Source organism: Kitasatospora sp. NPDC088351, assembly GCF_040685575.1.
Lineage (GTDB): Bacteria > Actinomycetota > Actinomycetes > Streptomycetales > Streptomycetaceae > Kitasatospora.
The window spans coordinates 76455-94631 of record NZ_JBFBIL010000030.1; the positions used below are offsets into that span (position 1 = coordinate 76455).

At 71.6% G+C, this 18177-nt stretch carries 11 protein-coding genes and 1 rRNA gene; 2 read left to right on the top strand and 10 right to left on the bottom strand.

What is annotated here, in order from left to right:
• Nucleotides 1-209: 209 nt before the first annotated feature.
• The 8 genes from AB0P06_RS21550 to AB0P06_RS21585 all read right to left on the bottom strand — a co-directional run bounded on the left by AB0P06_RS21550 (nucleotide 210) and on the right by AB0P06_RS21585 (nucleotide 13025).
• Nucleotides 210-578: a helix-turn-helix transcriptional regulator gene (locus tag AB0P06_RS21550; protein ID WP_363609610.1), complete on the bottom strand. Its 369-nt coding sequence runs from the start codon at nucleotides 576-578 to the stop codon at nucleotides 210-212.
• A gap of 311 nt (nucleotides 579-889) precedes the next feature.
• Entirely contained in the window at nucleotides 890-1366 is a 477-nt protein-coding gene (locus tag AB0P06_RS21555; protein ID WP_363609636.1) for a CinA family protein, read from the bottom strand.
• A 26-nt stretch (nucleotides 1367-1392) separates the two neighbouring features.
• Nucleotides 1393-2031 carry a CDP-diacylglycerol--glycerol-3-phosphate 3-phosphatidyltransferase gene (gene pgsA, locus AB0P06_RS21560; RefSeq protein ID WP_363609612.1) on the bottom strand — a complete coding sequence of 213 codons (639 nt, stop codon included), beginning with the start codon at nucleotides 2029-2031 and terminating at the stop codon, nucleotides 1393-1395.
• The gene (rimO, locus tag AB0P06_RS21565) at nucleotides 2028-3509 is read right to left on the bottom strand and encodes a 30S ribosomal protein S12 methylthiotransferase RimO (protein ID WP_363609614.1); all 1482 of its coding nucleotides are present in this window, start codon (nucleotides 3507-3509) and stop codon (nucleotides 2028-2030) included. The genes pgsA and rimO overlap by 4 nt, the downstream gene beginning before the upstream one ends.
• A gap of 96 nt (nucleotides 3510-3605) precedes the next feature.
• Nucleotides 3606-4469 (bottom strand): RodZ domain-containing protein, encoded by an 864-nt coding sequence (locus tag AB0P06_RS21570; RefSeq protein WP_363609616.1) that lies wholly within the window; start codon nucleotides 4467-4469, stop codon nucleotides 3606-3608.
• 275 nt (nucleotides 4470-4744) lie between these two features.
• Complete coding sequence (locus AB0P06_RS21575; protein ID WP_363609618.1) at nucleotides 4745-7432, bottom strand: DNA translocase FtsK; 2688 nt, start codon at nucleotides 7430-7432, stop codon at nucleotides 4745-4747.
• A 124-nt stretch (nucleotides 7433-7556) separates the two neighbouring features.
• The gene (locus AB0P06_RS21580) at nucleotides 7557-8189 is read right to left on the bottom strand and encodes a response regulator (protein WP_363609620.1); all 633 of its coding nucleotides are present in this window, start codon (nucleotides 8187-8189) and stop codon (nucleotides 7557-7559) included.
• 300 nt (nucleotides 8190-8489) lie between these two features.
• Nucleotides 8490-13025 carry a HAMP domain-containing protein gene (locus AB0P06_RS21585; RefSeq protein ID WP_363609638.1) on the bottom strand — a complete coding sequence of 1512 codons (4536 nt, stop codon included), beginning with the start codon at nucleotides 13023-13025 and terminating at the stop codon, nucleotides 8490-8492.
• A gap of 543 nt (nucleotides 13026-13568) precedes the next feature.
• Here AB0P06_RS21585 and AB0P06_RS21590 point away from each other — a divergent pair.
• Both AB0P06_RS21590 and AB0P06_RS21595 read left to right on the top strand, forming a co-directional pair.
• Nucleotides 13569-16130: a SpoIIE family protein phosphatase gene (locus AB0P06_RS21590; RefSeq protein WP_363609622.1), complete on the top strand. Its 2562-nt coding sequence runs from the start codon at nucleotides 13569-13571 to the stop codon at nucleotides 16128-16130.
• A gap of 321 nt (nucleotides 16131-16451) precedes the next feature.
• A complete protein-coding gene (locus tag AB0P06_RS21595) occupies nucleotides 16452-17015 on the top strand; it encodes an acetate uptake transporter (protein ID WP_363609624.1) in 564 nt (187 codons plus the stop codon).
• Between the two features lie 96 nt (nucleotides 17016-17111).
• On the opposite strand, the gene AB0P06_RS21600 is transcribed toward AB0P06_RS21595, so the two are convergent.
• Nucleotides 17112-18017 carry a phosphatase PAP2 family protein gene (locus AB0P06_RS21600; RefSeq protein ID WP_363609626.1) on the bottom strand — a complete coding sequence of 302 codons (906 nt, stop codon included), beginning with the start codon at nucleotides 18015-18017 and terminating at the stop codon, nucleotides 17112-17114.
• Nucleotides 18018-18092: 75 nt separating this feature from the next.
• A 5S ribosomal RNA gene (gene rrf / locus AB0P06_RS21605) occupies nucleotides 18093-18177 on the bottom strand; the annotation flags it as partial.

The window sequence follows — 18177 nt, forward strand, 5'->3', positions numbered from 1 at the left end:
TCCCAGCACGGCCCCGTCGGCCAGTTCCCCCTGGACGGCCGACAGCCACCAGCAGAGTCCTCCCACCAGGACCACCAGGCGCCATCGAAGCGGCCGGGGAATCGTTCGCCCCAGCCGTATTCGGGCCTCGGTGCACGCCGTCGAAGCTCTCCGCACGACCGCCTCCTTCGCTCGCCCCGGGCACCAGGCGCCCGGGCGTCGAGGCCAGGTCAGGCGGCGACCACGTCCATCGCGGCAGCCTTGGGCGAGAGGTTCGCCCGGTCGGTGCCGGGGGCGGGCAGCGGTACCGGTTCGAGCACCGGCCTCAGCAGTTCACCTTCGGAGAGGGTGGCCATCGACGCAAGTTCGGCGAGCGACAGCTCGTCACTGACCTCGCGCATGACCTCGGACATGCGGACGTCGAGTGCGTCGCAGATCGCGGAGAGCAGCTCCGAAGAGGCCTCCTTCTGCCCCCGCTCGACCTCGGAGAGGTAACCGAGCGAAACCCTGGCAGCTGCCGACACCTCGCGAAGTGTGCGGCCCTGGCGCTGGCGCTGCCGACGCAGTACATCGCCCAGTAGGCGACGGAGCAGGATCATCGGTGCCTCCCTCCTCGGACTGCGGATCGAGATGTCACGTCCCCACCGTACCGCCTTGCCCGCTTCGCGTGCGGGGACCATGGTCGTGTTCACTCTGGGCTGCAAGGCTGTCCCCTCCCCTGTTTCGGTGTCGCTCCCGGGCCTGCGGACCCCTCGTCGGACCCGTCCTGCGGCACCCGGCCACCGCCGCGCAACTCGTTCGCCACCTGGTTTCTGCCCAACCAGGCCCTTGGATGTAACACGATCCTCCAGCTGCGCCATACCCGTACGCCAGTTCGGCAGATCTCGGTTCGATGGAGCTCTCGACGGGTTCAGTGCACGGCCGGGCCGGACGGCAGCCGCCCGACGAGCAGCTCCAGGGCGGCGGTGACCGCCCTGTGACGGATTGTGGCACGCTCCCCCGACAGCCGTGGCGAACTGACCAGAGTTCCCCCCGGACCGGCGACGGCGAGGTGCACCGTGCCCACCGGCTGCCCGTCCTGCGGCTCCGGACCGGCCACCCCGGTCGTCGCGAGCCCGTACGTGGCGCCCAGCAGCCGTCGTACGCCCTCGGCCATCTGCCGGGCCACCACGGGGTGGACCGGCCCGTACACGGCCAGCAGGCCCTCGTCGACGCCGAGCACCGAGGCCTTCAGCTCGGTCGCGTACGCGGTGACCGAGCCCCGGAAGGTCGCGGACGCCCCGGGGACGTCCACCAGCGCGGCCGCCAGCAGCCCGCCGGTCAGCGACTCGGCGACCGCCACCGTGCTGCCCTCCCCGCGCAGCGCGGTGTGCGCCCGCACCGCCAGCTCGTAGTCCACCCCGGTCTCCCCCGTCACCGGCCCGCGCGCTCCGCGGCCAGCCCCTCGCGGCGCATCCGAAGCGCCTGCCCGACGTAGTCCAGCGCGGTGCCGATGGTCAGCAGCACCGCCAGCGCCATCAGGACGGCCCGCGCGGTGGCCAGCCAGCCGGTCAGCTCCAGCACGTACATGCCGACGGCGATGCCCTGGGTGAGCGTCTTCAGCTTGCCGCCCCGGCTGGCCGGGATGACCCCGTACCGGATCACCCAGAACCGCATCAGCGTGATGCCGAGCTCGCGGGCCAGGATCACCACCGTGACCCACCACGGCAGGTCGCCCAGCACGGAGAGGCCGATCAGCGCCGCGCCCATGATCGCCTTGTCGGCGATCGGGTCGGCGATCTTGCCGAAGTCGGTGACCAGGCCCTTGCGCCGGGCCAGCTCCCCGTCGAACAGATCGGTGATCATCGCGACGGCGAACGAGGCCCAGGCCACCGCGCGCCACTTGGGGTCGTGTCCCCCGTCGGCGAAGAGCAGCGCCACGAAGACCGGCACCAGCAGCAACCGGAGCATCGTGAGCATGTTCGCGATGTTCCAGATCCCCGGCAACGGGGGCATCGCGGCCTCCGGTCTGTCCGGGTGGGCCGCGGCCGGGGCGCCGGGCCCGTTGGTCATTCCCCGGCTCCCGCGGCCTGGCGGACCCGTGTCTGCTCCAGCGCCTCGGCGACCAGGTCGACGCCCTCGCTGGCGACCACCCGGGCCCGGTAGAACTGGCCGACCTCGGGGTCCTCGACGCCGGTGAGCGTGGTGAGGCCGTCGGTCTCGGGCGCCTGGTGGGCGGCCCGGCCCTCGACCAGATCGCCCTCCACGGACTCGATCAGCACCTCGACCTCGCTGCCGATCCGCTGCTCGGCCCGCTGGGCGGTCATCTCCTCGGCGAGCCTGGTCAGCCGGTTCAGCCGGTCCGCCACCACGTCCTCGGACAGCTTGCCGTCGTAGGTCGCGGCCTCGGTGCCGTCCTCGTCCGAGTAGCCGAAGACCCCGATCGCGTCCAGGCCGGCGTGGGTGATGAAGCGCTCCAGCTCGGCGAAGTCCTCCTCGGTCTCACCCGGGAAGCCGACGATGAAGTTGGAGCGGGCACCGGCCTGCGGGGCCTTGCCGCGGATGGTGCCGAGCAGCTCCAGGAACTGGTCGGTGCTGCCGAACCGGCGCATCCGGCGCAGCACCGCCGGCGCCGAGTGCTGGAAGGACAGGTCGAAGTAGGGCAGCACGTCGGCGGTGCCGGTCATCGCGTCGATCAGCCCGGGGCGCATCTCGGCGGGCTGCAGGTAGGAGACCCGGACCCGCTCGATGCCGTCGAGCGCGGAGATCTCGCCGAGCAGGGTCTCCAGCAGGCGGATGTCGCCGAGGTCCTTGCCGTACGAGGTGTTGTTCTCGCTGACCAGCACGACCTCGCGGACGCCCTGCTCGGCCAGCCACTGGGCCTCGTGCAGCACGTCGGAGGGGCGGCGGGAGATGAACGAGCCGCGGAAGGCCGGGATGGCGCAGAAGGAGCAGCGCCGGTCGCAGCCGGAGGCGAGCTTGACCGAGGCGACCGGGTTGTCGTCCAGCCGCTTGCGCAGGGTGCGCGGGCCGGAGGCGGGCGCGACGCCCTCCGGAAGGTCGGCGATGGTCTCGGCGGCGCCGTGGCCGGGCAGCGCGATCTCGGCGGCGGCGGCCTGGCGCTCGACCGGGCTCAGCGGCAGCAGCTTGCGGCGGTCGCGCGGGATGTGCGGGGCGTGGTGGCCGCCGGAGAGGATGGTCTGCAGGCGGTCGGAGATGTCCGAGTAGTCGTCGAAGCCGAGCACGCCGTCCGCCTCGGGCAGCGCGTCGGCCAGCTCCTTGCCGTACCGCTCGGCCATACAGCCGACCGCGACGACCGCCTGGGTGCGGCCGTGCCCCTTGAGGTCGTTGGCCTCCAGCAGGGCGTCGACGGAGTCCTTCTTGGCGGCCTCGACGAAGCCGCAGGTGTTGACGACGGCGACGTCGGCTTCGGCGGCGTCGTCGACGAGCAACCAGCCATCGGCCTCCAGTCGCCCGGCGAGTTCCTCGGAGTCCACCTCGTTGCGGGCGCATCCGAGCGTGACAAGGGCGACAGTACGGCGTTCAGGCATAGGGCCAAGATTAACGCGCGGCCCCCGGTGCCGTTCGCCCCGGAGGCCACGCGCCTCGGATTACCAGATCTTCACCGGGCCACCGGGCCCGCGCCGTCAGCCCGCCTGCGGGTCGCCGGGGGTGTACGTGACGTGCACCACCTGGCCGTCCTTGCCCGCCGGACCGAGATCCTTGCCGTTGACGTACACGTGCACGGCACCGGCGTTGCCGATCACCAGCTTGATCTGCTTGGGGTCGGTGAAGGTCTGGTCCTGGCCCTCCGCGATGTTGTTCTGGAACAGCGACTTCCCGTTGCCGTCCAGCGCGGAGACCCAGCTGGTGTCCTTCTCGGCGACCAGCTTCACGGTGACCTTGTCGGCCGGGACGGCGGCGATCGCCGCGGCGCTCGGCGCCGGGGCCGGCGGCTGCACGCTCGGCGAGGCGGCCGGGGCGACCGAGCCGGTGCCGGAACCGCTGGGCAGCGGCGCGCTGGCGGAGCCGGTGGTGGAGCCGCCGGTCTTGCCGCTGACCAGGTTGAAGCCGATCAGGGCGACCACCGCGAAGATCGCGGCGACCATGGCCGCCGTCCAGTTCGGCCGGCTGCGGCCGGGCACCTTGATCGGCCCGCTGTCGATCAGCTGGGTCGGCCGCTTCGCGGCGGGGGCGCCGCCGTGCGCGGCGTCGTACCGCGCCACCAGCCCGTCCCCGTCCACGCCGACGGCCCGGGCGATCAGGCGGATGTGACCGCGCGCGTAGAAGTCACCACCGCAGCGGGCGAAGTCGTCCGCCTCGATGGCGTGGACGATCGGCACCCGGACCCGGGTGGCGGTGCTCACCTGATCCACCGTGAGGCCGGCGTCGATCCGTGCGGTGGACAGCACCCGGCCGATGCTCACGGCATCGGCCGTCGGTTCCGCGCCGTCGGACGGCTGGACGGGCGTCGGGGCGTTCTCGCGGTCGGGGGACTTGCCGATGGTCACGGGGCACGCCTTTCGAGCGGATGGCCACCTGCTGGAGAACAGTCTAGGGGCGTGGACGGTTCGTTTCTCAAGCGGAACAGGCCCGAATGCGCGCGGCCTTCCCGGCCCGGGCCCGGCCGGTCGCTGACCGGCCGTCAGCACGAGGGCCGCCGTTCCCGGAAGCCCGCTTCCGGCCTGTGACGCGGTGTGCGTCCGAGCGGTTCCCGCACACCGCGCCTACCCTCCTCCGAACGAGTGAACACCCCTCGGCGGTCGCCACCGTCCCCGGTCCGGAATCAGCCCCGGATGGTGAGGATGACGCCGTCGAGCTCCTCCGGTTTGACCAGCACGTCGCGGGCCTTGGAGCCCTCGCTCGGGCCGACGATGCCGCGCGACTCCATCAGGTCCATCAGCCGGCCGGCCTTGGCGAAGCCGACCCGGAGCTTGCGCTGGAGCATCGAGGTGGAGCCGAACTGGGTGGAGACCACCAGCTCGGCGGCCTGGATCAGCAGGTCCAGATCGTCGCCGATCTCCTCGTCGATCTCCTTCTTCGGCCCGGAGCCGACCGTCACGTCGTCCCGGTAGACGGCCGTCAGCTGGTCCTTGCAGTGCTGGACGATCGCGGCGATCTCCGCCTCGGTGACGAACGCGCCCTGCATGCGGATCGGCTTGCTGGCGCCCATCGGCAGGAAGAGCGCGTCGCCCTTGCCGATCAGCTTCTCCGCGCCGGGCTGGTCCAGGATGACCCGGGAGTCGGCCATCGCGGAGGTCGCGAAGGCCAGCCGGGACGGCACGTTGGCCTTGATCAGGCCGGTGACCACGTCCACCGAGGGCCGCTGGGTGGCCAGCACCAGGTGGATGCCGGCGGCGCGGGCGAGCTGGGTGATGCGGACCACCGAGTCCTCGACGTCACGCGGGGCGACCATCATCAGGTCGGCCAGCTCGTCGACGATCACCAGCAGGTACGGGTACGGCTTCAGCTCCCGCTCGCTGCCGAGCGGCGGGGTGACCTTGCCGGCCTTGACCGCCGCGTTGAAGTCGTCGACGTGCCGGAAGCCGTACGCGGCGAGGTCGTCGTAGCGCAGGTCCATCTCGCGCACCACCCACTGGAGGGCCTCGGCGGCCTTCTTGGGATTGGTGATGATCGGCGTGATCAGGTGCGGGATGCCCTCGTACGCGGTGAGCTCGACCCGCTTGGGGTCGACCAGCACCATCCGGACCTCGTCCGGGGTGGACCGGACGAGCACCGAGGTGATCAGGCAGTTGATGCAGGACGACTTGCCCGCGCCGGTCGCACCGGCGACCAGGATGTGCGGCATCTTGGCGAGGTTGGCCATCACCGTGTGGCCCTCGACGTCCTTGCCCATGCCGACGACCATCGGATGGGTGTCCTCGGCGGCCGTGCGCGAGCGCAGCAGGTCGCCGAGGTTGACCATCTCGCGGTCCCGGTTGGGGATCTCGATGCCGACCGCGGACTTGCCGGGGATCGGGCTGATGATCCGCACGTCCGGGCTGGCCACCGCGTACGCGATGTTCTTGCCGAGCGCGGTGATCCGCTCCACCTTGACGGCGGGGCCGAGCTCGACCTCGTACCGGGTGACCGTCGGACCCCGGGTGAAACCGGTGACCTTGGCGTCCACCTTGAACTCGGCGAAGACCCCGGTGAGCTGGGCCACCACCTCGTCGTTGAGGGCGCTGCGGGCCTTGGCCGGGCCGCCGCGCTCCAGCAGGTCCAGCGAGGGCAGCGCGTAGGTGACGTCGCCGGCGAGCTGGAGCTGTTCCATCCGCACCGGCGCCGGGCCGTGCTCCTCGGGCGCCGGCTGGGCGCCGCTGCGGGCGGCCGGGACGGCGGCCTCCTCCGGCGGGGCGGTGCGGTCCTGGACCTGGTGCATCATGTCCGCCACCGCCGAGGAGGCGGGCACGCCGTAGACCAGCGCGCCGTCCAGGTCGGCGGCCGCGCCGGCGGCGAGATTCCGGGTCGCGTACGGGTCGTCCAGGTCCTTCGCGAACATGTCGGGGACGGCGGCGGCCTCCTGCTCGTCCGGCTGCTTCCGCCGTCGGCGGCGCCGGCGGGCGGCGACCTCGTCCCCCGGGCTGTCACCGTCGGTGTCCACGGTGAAGGGCAGCGCCGAGGGGTCCGCGTCCTCGGGCGGCTCGGTGGACAGCTCACGCTCCGGCGTACGCCCCTCGCCCAGTTCGTCCTGCGGCCCGGGCTCGACCACGCCGAGCCGCACGCCGACGCCGCGCAGCCGCTCGGGGATGCGCTTGACCGGGGTCGCGGTGGTGACCAGCAGGCCGAAGAAGGCCAGCAGCAGGAGCAGCGGTACCGCCAGCGGCGGCCCGGCGGCCGCCATCATCGGGGTGGAGACGGCCCAGCCGACGATGCCGCCGGCCGTCCTTATCCGGGTCGCGCCGCTGCCCATCATGGGCGCGCCGCAGCCGATGTGGACCAGGCCGAGCACGCCGACCACCAGCGCGCTCAGGCCGATCATGATCCGCCCGTTGGCCTCCGGCAGTTCCGGGTGGCGCATCAACCGGATCGCGACCGCCGCCAGCAGGAACGGCACCAGCACGTCCAGCCGGCCGAAGAGCCCGGACACCACGTTGGTGGCCGCCTCACCGAGCCAGCCCTGCGGGCTGAACCAGGTGCCGGCGGCGGTGACCAGCGCGAGCGCGAAGAGCAGCAGGGCCAGTCCGTCCCTGCGGTGCTCCGGGTGCAGGTTCTTGGCGCCGTCGCCGAAACCGCGGAAGATCGCGCCGAGCCCGTTCGCCAGGCCGAGCCAGACGAACCGGACGGCGCGGAAGAGGAAGGGCTGCTGCGGGGGCGGTGCGGGGGCGGGTTTGGCCGCCGCCTTCTTCGCCGGAGCGGGCTTCCTGGCGGCCGTCTTCTTCGCGGGCGGCTTGGCCGGAGCCTTCGCCGCGGCCTTCTTGGACGGTCCCGGACTCGAGTTGCGTGCCGCGCTTCCGGGCGTACGTGTGGCCATGGTTCAGCAGCCTACCGGGGTCGGCCACCTGTGCACATGTGTCCGAGCCGGGGTGCCGGACGTGTCGCAGACACACCGTCACCCTGATCCACTTTCACCCGAAAGAGTGAAAGCAGTCCGGCGGCTACTCGGCGCCGGGGCGCATCGCCTCCAGCGCACGCCGCAGGCCGGCCAGCTTGCGCTCCAGGTGTGCCGCGGTGGCTGCCACGCCCGCGTCCTCGGTGGTGTCCAGCTGCTTGCCGAGCGCCTCGGCCTGCTCCTCGACCGAGGCCAGCCGCGCCGACAGCTCGCCCAGCAGCGCGCCGCCGAGGGTCGACTGGCCACCCGCCTCCAGTTGCAGGCGCAACAGCGCGGCCTGCTCCTTCAGCTGGCAGTTCTTCATGTAGAGGTCGACGAAGACGGAGACCTTGGCGCGCAGCACCCACGGGTCGAACGGCTTGGAGATGTAGTCCACCGCACCGGCCGCGTAGCCGCGGAAGGTGTGGTGCGGCCCGTGGTTGATCGCGGTCAGGAAGATGATCGGGATGTCCCGGGTACGCTCGCGCCGCTTGATGTGCGCGGCCGTCTCGAAGCCGTCCATCCCGGGCATCTGGACGTCCAGCAGGATCACCGCGAAATCGTCGGTGAGCAGCGCCTTGAGCGCCTCCTCCCCCGACGCCGCGCGCACCAGCGTCTGGTCCAGCGCCGAGAGGATCGCCTCCAGCGCCAGCAGGTTCTCCGGCCGGTCGTCGACCAGGAGGATCTTCGCCTTCTGCATTACGACCCGCCCTCCTGTCGCCTGCCTGCCTGGGGAAGGCACCCGCGTATTGCCCACCACTACCCCGGTCATGCTAGCCGCACCCCCTCGCCCGGCACATCGCTCCGTCGCAGAATGATCCGGAGCGGCGCGCACCCAGTGCACCGGCGCACGCTCAGCAGCGAGTCGCCATGTGGTCACTGTTCGCAACGATCGGTGACCCTACCGGGTTCCCGCCCCTCCCCGCCAGCAACCCGGCCCCCGGGCTGGCGCGAAGACCGGAGCCCGCTCCGGGGTTCACGCCCCCGGGTGGGACCGCGGTCAGTCGCGGTGCAGGCGCTGGTGCATCACCGCGAGCAGGTGGTCGGTCTCGACCGGCTTGGTGATGTGGTCGGTGGCGCCGGCCTCCAACGACTTCTCGCGGTCGCCCTTCATCGCCTTGGCGGTCAGCGCGATGATCGGCAGACCGGCGAACTGGGGCATCCGGCGGATCGCCTCGGTGGTCGCGTAGCCGTCCATCTCCGGCATCATGATGTCCATCAGGACCAGCGCCACGTTCTCGTGCTGCTCCAGCATCTCGATGCCCTCACGGCCGTTCTCGGCGTAGAGCACGGTCAGGCCGTGCTGCTCCAGCACGCTGGTGAGGGCGAAGACGTTGCGGACGTCGTCGTCCACGATCAGCACCTGCTCGCCGTCGAAACGGGTGTCCGACCGGCCGCCGTGGCGGGGCGCCGGGCCGGGCTCCGGCAGGCGGCCGTCGGCGGGCGGCTCCAGGGCCGCGGCCCGGCGGCGTTCGACGGCGCCGCGGCGGCGTTCCTCCGCGAGTTCGCGGACCTCCTGGGCCCAGTGGTCGGCCGGGTTCTCGCCGACCGGCACGGGCATGCCGGCCGGCGTCACGGCGACCGAGGCGCGGACCGCCGGGGCGTTCGGCACCGCCTGCTGCGGGGCGGCGGTGCCCGGGGCCTCGGTGCGCAGGGGCAGGTACAGCGTGAAGGTGGACCCCTTGCCGAGCTCGCTCTCGGCGTGGATCTCGCCGCCGAGCAGCCGGGCGATCTCCCGGCTGATGGAGAGCCCGAGGCCGGTGCCGCCGTACTTGCGACTGGTGGTGCCGTCGGCCTGCTTGAACGCCTCGAAGATCTCCCGCAGCTTGTTGTCGGGGATGCCGATGCCGGTGTCGGAGACCGAGAAGGCGATCAGCTCGTCGTCCGGGCCGGCGATCGCGCCGGCCTCCAGCAGTCGCTCGCGGACGTGCTGCGGGACGTCGGGGCCGGCCGGGCTGATCGAGAAGTCGACGGCGCCGCTGTCGGTGAACTTGACCGCGTTGGAGATCAGGTTGCGCAGCACCTGCTGGAGCCGCTGCTCGTCGGTGTGCAGGGTGACCGGCAGGGCGGGCGAGACCCGGACCGCGAAGTCGAGGTTCTTGTCCAGCGCGACCGGCTGGAAGGTGGCCTCCACGTAGTCGACCAGCTGGACCAGGGCGATCCTGGCCGGGCGGACGTCCATCTTGCCCGCCTCGACCTTGGAGAGGTCCAGGATGTCGTTGATCAGTTGGAGCAGGTCGGATCCGGCGCCGTGGATGGTGTCGGCGAACTCGACCTGCTTGGGCGAGAGGTTGCCCTCGTTGTTGTCGGAGAGCAGCTTGGCGAGGATCAGCAGCGAGTTGAGCGGGGTGCGCAGCTCGTGCGACATGTTGGCGAGGAACTCGCTCTTGTAACGGGAGGCCAGGGCGAGCTGCTCGGCGCGCTCCTCCAGGACCTGCCGGGCTTCCTCGATCTCGCTGTTCTTGATCTCGATGTCACGGTTCTGCTGGGCGAGTTGCTCGGCCTTCTCCTGCAACTCCTCGTTGGTGCGCTCCAGCTCCTCCTGACGCGCCTCCAACTCGGCGGACCTCATCGAGAGTTCGGCGGTCAGCCGCTGGGACTCCAGCAGCAGGCCCTCGGTCTTGGTGTTGACGCTGATGGTGTTGACGGTGACGCCGATCAGGTCGGCGATCTGGTTGAGGAAGTCCAGCGCGACGGTGGTGAAGGAGCTGAAGGTGGCCAGCTCGATCACGCCCAGCAGCCGGCCCTCGAACAGCACCGGCAGCACCACGATGTGGGCCGGTGAGGCCTCGCCGAGGCCCGAGGCGATCTTGAGATACCCGGGAGGCGCCTCCTTGAGGATGATCGGCCGCTTCTCCACCGCCGCCTGGCCGATCAGCGACTCACCGGGCCGGAACGTCGTGGGCATCGCCCGCCGCTGGTAGCCGTAGCTGCCGATCAGACGCATCACGGTGTCGTTCTCGTCGTCGTCCTCGGTGATCAGTTCGGCGGTCCGGCCGGCCGGCTGGGCGAGGAAGAACGCGCCGTGCTGGGCGGAGACCACCGGGGTCAGCTCGGTCATGATCAGCGAGGCGACCGCCTCCAGGTCCCGGCGGCCCTGCAGCAGGCCGGAGATCCGGGCCAGGTTGGTCTTCAGCCAGTCCTGCTCCTGGTTGGTGCGGGTGGTCTCGCGCAGGTTGGCGATCATCTGGTTGATGTTGTCCTTGAGCTCGTCGAGCTCTCCGGCGGCGTCCACGTCGATCCGCAGGCTGAGGTCGCCCCTGGTCACGGCCGTGGCGACCTGCGCGATCGCGCGTACCTGCCGGGTCAGGTTGTTGGCCAGCTCGTTCACCGACTCGGTGAGGTCCTGCCAGGTGCCGTCCACCCCGGGCACCCTGGCCTGGCCGCCGAGCCGCCCGTCGGTGCCCACCTCGCGGGCCACCCGGGTGACCTCGTCGGCGAACGAGCCGAGCTGGTCGACCATGGTGTTGATGCTGGTCTTCAGCTCCAGGATCTCGCCCCGCGCGTCGACGTCGATCTTCTGCGAGAGATCGCCCCGGGCGACCGCCGTGATCACCAGCGCGATGTTGCGGACCTGACCGGTCAGGTTGTTGGCCATCAGGTTGACGTTGTCGGTCAGGTCCTTCCAGATACCGGCCACGCCCGGCACCCCCGCCTGACCGCCCAGGGTGCCGTCGGTCCCCACCTCGCGGGCGACCCGGGTCACCTCCACCGCGAACGCGGAGAGCTGGTCGACCATGGTGTTCAGGGTGCCGGCGAGCGCCGCGACCTCGCCCTGCGCGTCGATGGTGATCTTCTTGGAGAGGTCACCGCGGGCCACCGCGGTGGCGACCTCGGCGATGTTCCGCACCTGGCTGGTCAGATTGGACGCCATGAAGTTGACGTTGTCGGTCAGGTCCTTCCAGATGCCCGACACCCCGCGCACCCTGGCCTGACCGCCCAGGATCCCCTCGGTGCCCACCTCGCGGGCCACCCGGGTGACCTCGTCGGCGAACGCCGAGAGCTGGTCGACCATCGTGTTCACGGTGGTGACCAGCTCCAGGATCTCGCCGCGGGCATCGACGGTGATCTTCTTCGACACGTCCCCGCGGGCCACCGCGGTGGTCACCTCGGCGATGTTGCGGACCTGGCTGGTCAGGTTGTTGGCCATCAGGTTGACGCTGTTCGTCAGGTCCTTCCAGGTGCCGGACACCCCCGGCACATTCGCCTGGCCGCCGAGGATGCCCTCGGTACCGACGTCCCGGGCGACCCTGGTCACCTCGTCCGCGAAGGCCCCCAGCTGGTCCACCATCGTGTTGATGGTGTTCTTCAGCTCCAGGATCTCGCCCCTGGCGTCCACCTGGATCTTCTGCGACAGATCGCCCTTGGCGACCGCGGTCGTCACCTGCGCGATGTTCCGCACCTGATCGGTGAGGTTGTTCGCCATGAAGTTGACGTTGTCGGTCAGGTCCCGCCAGACCCCGGCCGCGCCGGGCACCTGTGCCTGGCCGCCCAGCCGCCCCTCGGTACCCACCTGGCGGGCCACCCTGGTCACCTGTTCGGCGAACCCGGAGAGCTGGTCCACCATCGTGTTGATGGTGTTCTTCAGCTCCAGGATCTCGCCCCTGGCGTCCACCTGGATCTTCTGCGACAGATCGCCGCGCGCCACCGCCGTGGTCACCTGGGCGATATTGCGCACCTGACCGGTCAGGTTGTCGGCCATGAAGTTCACCGAGTCGGTCAGGTCCCGCCAGACCCCGGCGACGCCCGGCACCCGCGCCTGGCCACCCAGCCGGCCCTCGGTCCCCACGTCCCGGGCCACCGTGGTCACCTGCGCGGCAAAGGAGTTGAGCTGGTCGACCATCGTGTTGACGGTGTTCTTCAGCTCCAGCATCTCGCCGGCCACCTCGACCGTGACCTTGCGCGACAGATCGCCCTTGGCCACCGCGGTCGTCACCTGGGCGATGTTGCGCACCTGCGCGGTCAGCCGACCGGCCATGGTGTTGACCGAATCGGCGAGGTCCTTCCAACTGCCCGAGACGCTGCGCACCTTGGCCTGGCCGCCCAGCTTGCCCTCGGTGCCGACCTCGATCGCCACCCGGGTCACCTCGTCGGTGAACTCCGACAGCTGGTCCACCAGCCCGTTGACGGTCCGGCCGATCTTCAGGTACTCGCCGCGCAGCGGGTGGCTCACCCCGTTGCTGTGCAGCGAGCGCAGCTCCATCTTCTGGTCCAGGTCGCCCTCGGCGATCGAGGCCAGCACCCGGCCCACCTCGGCCATCGGCCGGGCCAGATCGTCGATCAGCGCGTTGCAGTTGTCGACCGCCGCCATCCAGGCACCCTCGCCCGCGCCGGTCTCCAGCCGCTCGTTCAGCCGGCCCTCCCGGCCCACCGCACGCCGGACCCGGGCCAGCTCACCGGTCAGGTGCTGGTTGCGCTCGGCGACCTCGTTGAACACCGCGGCGATCTCCGCCAGCGGCCCGTCCCCCGGCACCATCAGCCGGCGCCTGAAGTTGCCGTCCCGCATCGCGGTGAGCGCGGCCAGCAGCTTGCGCAACTCGGCCGGCTCGGCTCCCCGGTTGTGGCTCGCTCGCCGGCCGACCGCGCTCCGCGGCGCGGTCCCGGACCGCCCGCCGCGCGGGGCGGGCGGCGTCGTACCGGTTGCGTCCTTGGTGGCCGAACTCAACGGGCCCCTCCCACATCGTGAACTGTCCGGTGACCGTCCGCGCCCGCTCCAGGGCCCGGCTCCGGGCACCGGCCCGGCGCAACAGCGTCCCGGCGACCGCTCACGGCCCACCGGCATCCACACCGACCGTACTGCTCCGACCGGCCGTCGCGGACCCCCCAGTCTGGCAGCACTGGCGGCGGGTATACGGCTGGTTGCGCTCTGTTGGTACCGCACCGGCCGAAACAGGTGGTCAGAATCACCCTCAGGTGCCTGTTTCGACGCCCCGCCCCCACGGGGAACCAACCGGAAAGTAGGGTGGGGCGCTGCACCGGACCACGACCCGACCCAGCGCCGCCGCTCACCCGCCGGCGCGCACGGGGAGTCGGCGCCGCACCCGGACAGCCCAGGCCAGAGCAGAGGAGAAGTGGCAACGTGGTCACCGCGCGCGCAGCCGCCACCTTCGAACCCGTCGGCCGCTCGGCCGGCGCCGCCCGCGGCTTCGTGCGGGACGCGCTACTGGGCTGGGGACTGCCCGAAGTCGTGGACGACGCGGTGGTGCTGGTCAGCGAACTCGTCACCAACGCCGTCGTGCACGCCGGCACCGCCGCCGAGGTCTGCTGTCTCAGGGAGGACGCGAGCGTCCGGATCGAGGTCACCGACCACCACCCCGAACGCGGCCTGCCGTCCTTCGCCGACGTCCCCGTCACCGCCTCCGACCGCTACGCCGACCCCGACGGCGAGGGCGGCCGCGGCCTGCTGATGTGCTCCGCCCTCGCCGAGCGCTGGGGCGTCGAGTACGCGGCCGGCTGCAAGACCGTCTGGTTCCGCCTCGCCCTGCCCGACCAGGTGGCCGGCACCCGCTACGCGGTACCCGCGACCCCCGGCAGCGAGCTGCCCAGCAGCCCGGGCCCGGTGCACGTCGCCGTCGTGCAGCTCGACGACGACGGCTGCGTCCTGGCCTGGAACCCGGACGCCGAGGCCCTCTTCGAGCACCCCGCCGACACCGTGCTCGGCCGTCCCTGGGCCGATCTCGCCGCCTGGCCGCAGTCCCCCGGCATCGGGCTGGGCCTCGCCGAGACGCTCCGCCTGGCCCGCTGGGAGGGCAGCTTCGGCCTGCGCTGCCCGGACGACCGGATCGTCGACGTCTACGGCCTCCAGGTCCGCGTCCGCGACACCGAGGGCGTCCCCTCCACCCTCTGTCTGCTCGTCCTCGAACCCGACCGCGCGGTACTCCGCTCCCCCGCCCGCGCACTGCCCGGCGACAAGAACGACCCCACCGGCGGCCGGCTCGACCTGCTCGCCGGTCCCGTCGTCGCCGAGGACCTCGACACCCTGCTCCAGCGCACCGTCGAACGCGCCCGGGACCTGCTCGACGCCGATGCCGCCTACCTGCTGCTCACCAGCGACGACGAGACCGAGTTCGAGGTCCGCGCCGCCGCCGGCCTCACCATCGGCCACCGCCGCCCCATCCGCTTCCCGGTCGAGAGCGGCACCCGTTACGACTCCGCCCGCCTGCCCTCCGTCCACGAGGACCTCAGCACCCGGCCCACCGCGCTGCCGGTCCTCGCCGGCAGCGGCATGCGCTCACTGCTCACCGTCCCGCTCAAGGTCGAGGGCCGGTTGATCGGCTCCCTCGGCATCGCGACCACCGCGCCCGGCCGGTACGACAACGAGGACGCGCTGCGTCTGCAGTTCGCCGCCGACCGGGTCGCCCTCGCCGTCGAGAGCACCCGGCTGACCGAGCTCGAACGGCTGCGCCGCGGCTCGCTCTCCTTCCTCGTCGAGGCCTCCGACCTGCTGGCCGGCACCCTGGAGCACGAGCAGACCCTCGCGCTGATGGCCCAGATGGCCGTCCCCACCCTCGCCGCCTGGTGCGCCGTCTACACCAACGGCGACCACGGCGCACCGGCCTCGCTCGCCTTCGTGCTGCACGAGGACGAGGACCGCATCGACCCGCTGCGCGCTCTCCTCGACAAGACCCCCGCCCCGGACTCCGGCCCCACCCACGGCGTCCGCTTCTGGCCCGCCCCGGTCGAGACCGCGCGCGCCAGCGGGCTCACCGACCACCCCGAACTCTCCGGCCTGCTCGGCGAAACGGTGGTCCTGCCGCTCACCGCCCGCAACCGGGTCATCGGGCTGCTCGCCCTCGGCACCCCGGCCGGAGTCCGGTTCCGCCAGGAGATCCTCGAACTCGCCGAGGACCTCTCCCGCCGGGCCGCCCTCGCGCTCGACAACTCCCGGCTGTACTCCGAGCGGACCGCCACCAGCCAGGCCCTGCAGCGCAGCCTGCTGCCACCGGAGCTCCCCGAGATCCCCGGCGTCGAGGTCGACGTCTACTACCAGGCCGCCGGCGAGGGCAACGAGGTCGGCGGCGACTTCTACGACCTCTTCACCATCCGCGAGGGCACCTACGGTTTCGCCATCGGCGATGTCTGCGGCACCGGCCCCGAGGCGGCCTCCGTCACCGGCCTCGCCCGGCACTCGCTGCGGCTGCTCGCCCGCGAGGGCCTGGATGCCCCGCAGGTCCTCAGCCGCCTCAACGCGGCCATCCTGGACGAGGGTTCGCGCAGCCGCTTCCTCACCCTGCTGTACGGGGAACTGACGCCCCGACCGGACGGCAGCACCGAGCTCTCACTGGTCTGCGCCGGCCACCCGCTGCCGCTGCGTCTGCGTACCGACGGCCGGGTCGACCGGGCCGCCACCCCGCAGCCGTTGCTCGGCGTCATGGACGAACTCGAGCTCACCGCCGAACACTTGGTGCTCGCCCCCGGCGAGGTCCTGCTCTGCGTCACCGACGGGGTCACCGAACGGCGCGAGGGGCGGCGGATGCTGGGCGACGACGGCCTGGCCGAGGTGCTCACCGGCTGCACCGGGCTGACCGCCGGAGCGGTGGCCCTCCGGGTGCAGCGGGCCGTCGAGCGCTTCGCTCCGGAGCCGCCGTCCGACGACATGGCGATCCTCACCCTGCGGGTGCCGAACCAGCGGGTGGGCTGAGCGAGCCGGTCCGACCGACGGCCGATCGTGAGCGTTCCACAGCTGACAGCGCCACAAATTGTGCGATTCACAAGGGTACAAGCGAGCGGGGCCGGGTACACCGATCTCACCGGGGAACTTCCCGGAGGGGACCTCCGCCGACAGCCCTTCTGTCGGCCCATCACCTGACCGCCGCCGCCCGCACGCTCCCGTCGTGCGCCTTCGGCACGGCGTTCCGCGCGAATCGTCACGCGTCCTGGCACGCGTCCCGTCACGACACGCCTCATCGCACCTCATCGCACTGACTGCGCATGCGCGCGCCCAGAGTGAAAGGAGCCTCCGGTGAGCAATGAAGCTACCGGGGCACAGAACGCCCGTTCCACCGGAGCTGACGCGGGTAACCTCGGCTACCTCGCGCTCGGCCTGACACTGCTCGCCTACGGCCTGCTGTCCACCGGCATCTTCAGTGGCACCGGAGTCAAGGACGCAGCCTCTCTCGCCCACCTCGTCGGCGGTCTCACCCTGTTCATCGCCGGTATCTGGCAGCTCCGGGCCGGTGAGGGCTTCACCGGGACGGCCTTCACCAGCCTCGGCGCCTTCTGGGCCACCTGGTCCGCGGCCGGTGGTGCCGGAAAGAACGCGGCGGGCCTGTTCCTGCTGCTGTGGGCCCTGCTGGCCCTCACCCTGACCGCCGCCTCCTGGCAGTCCGGCCTGTTCAGCCGGCTCGTCTACGGTCTGCTGACGGTCTCGCTGGTGCTCTCCGCGATCGCCACCTTCAGCACCTCCGGTGGTCTCGCCAAGTTCGCCGGCTGGGTCGCCGCGGCCTCCGGGCTCGCCGCCTGGTACTGGGCCACCGCCTCGCTGACCAACAGCGGATGGGGCCGGGCCGCGCTCCCGGTCAAGTAACGGCCTGAACGCCGGTGGGGCCGGACCTCCCTTGTCAGGAGGTCCGGCCCCACCGGCCCGCGCGCGCCCGCTGGGCGCCGTCGTTGGACGCGGGGCCTAGCTTCCGGCCGAGGCCCGCTCGTCTGCCTGCTCGTCTGCCCGCTCGCCCGCCCGGGTGCCCGCCACCACGTCTGCGGCGCCCTCCGCCGTCCTGACCGCCGCACGCCGGGTCCACCAGCGCGCCACGCCGGCCTGGGCCGCGTACGCGAACAGCAGGATCGCGACGGCGACCAGGCCGTCCGCCCAGAAGTGATTGGCCGTGACCACCACGACCGCGACGGTCAGCACCGGGTGCAGCACCATCAGCCAGCGAAGCGGACTCCTTGACACCTTGATCACCGCCACCGCTGCCAGCACGCACCACGCCACGTGCACCGAGGGCATCGCCGAAAGCTGGGCGGCCACCACGACCCCGCCCACCGCGCCCCCGTACACCGACTGTCCGTACTCCGCGGCCACGTCGACGAACCCGTTCTGCGGGAGCATCCGGGGCGGCGCCACCGGGATGAACTGAACGGCGAGGCAGATCGCCGTCGTGATCACCACGGTGTTGCGGACCCACGTATAGCGCGCGCGATGCCGGACGAAGACCCAGAGCAGCACCCCGAGCATCACCGCGAAGTGCATGGCGGCGTAGTAGTAGTTGGCCGTCTTCACCAGCACCGGGTACGGCGTGACGGCAGCCTGCCAGGAGGCCTCGTCCGGCAGGCCGACCGCCAACTCCGTCCGGTGGATCCAGCTCGCCCGGTCCAGCGCGTGGTCGGCGCTCATCACGGAGAGATGCCCGACCAACTGCCAGAGAGCGAACAGCGCCAGCAACGTGCCGGCTTCCCGCAGCAGCGCCGAAAGCGGGGCCCGCCGAACCCGGGAAGCCGCGTACGCCCCCCCGTAGAGAGCGACCGCGGCGCCCCCGGCGGACTGCCAGGTAAGGGTCAGGTTCTGCAACGGATCGCGCCTCTCCACCGAGCTGGTTTGCTGGGGAGACGTTAACGCAAAAAGACCCCCTCCCAAATGGGAGGGGGTCTTTTTGGAATGATTGTTCGGCGGCGTCCTACTCTCCCACAGGGTCCCCCCTGCAGTACCATCGGCGCTGTGAGGCTTAGCTTCCGGGTTCGGAATGTAA

Excerpts from the sequence above, each read along its gene's own strand:
- AB0P06_RS21580 (WP_363609620.1), bottom strand. The coding sequence starts at position 8,189 with ATGCAGAAGGCGAAGATCCTCCTGGTCGACGACCGGCCGGAGAACCTG.
- AB0P06_RS21550 (WP_363609610.1), bottom strand. The coding sequence starts at position 578 with ATGATCCTGCTCCGTCGCCTACTGGGCGATGTACTGCGTCGGCAGCGC.
- pgsA (WP_363609612.1), bottom strand. The coding sequence starts at position 2,031 with ATGACCAACGGGCCCGGCGCCCCGGCCGCGGCCCACCCGGACAGACCG.
- rimO (WP_363609614.1), bottom strand. The coding sequence starts at position 3,509 with ATGCCTGAACGCCGTACTGTCGCCCTTGTCACGCTCGGATGCGCCCGC.
- AB0P06_RS21575 (WP_363609618.1), bottom strand. The coding sequence starts at position 7,432 with ATGGCCACACGTACGCCCGGAAGCGCGGCACGCAACTCGAGTCCGGGA.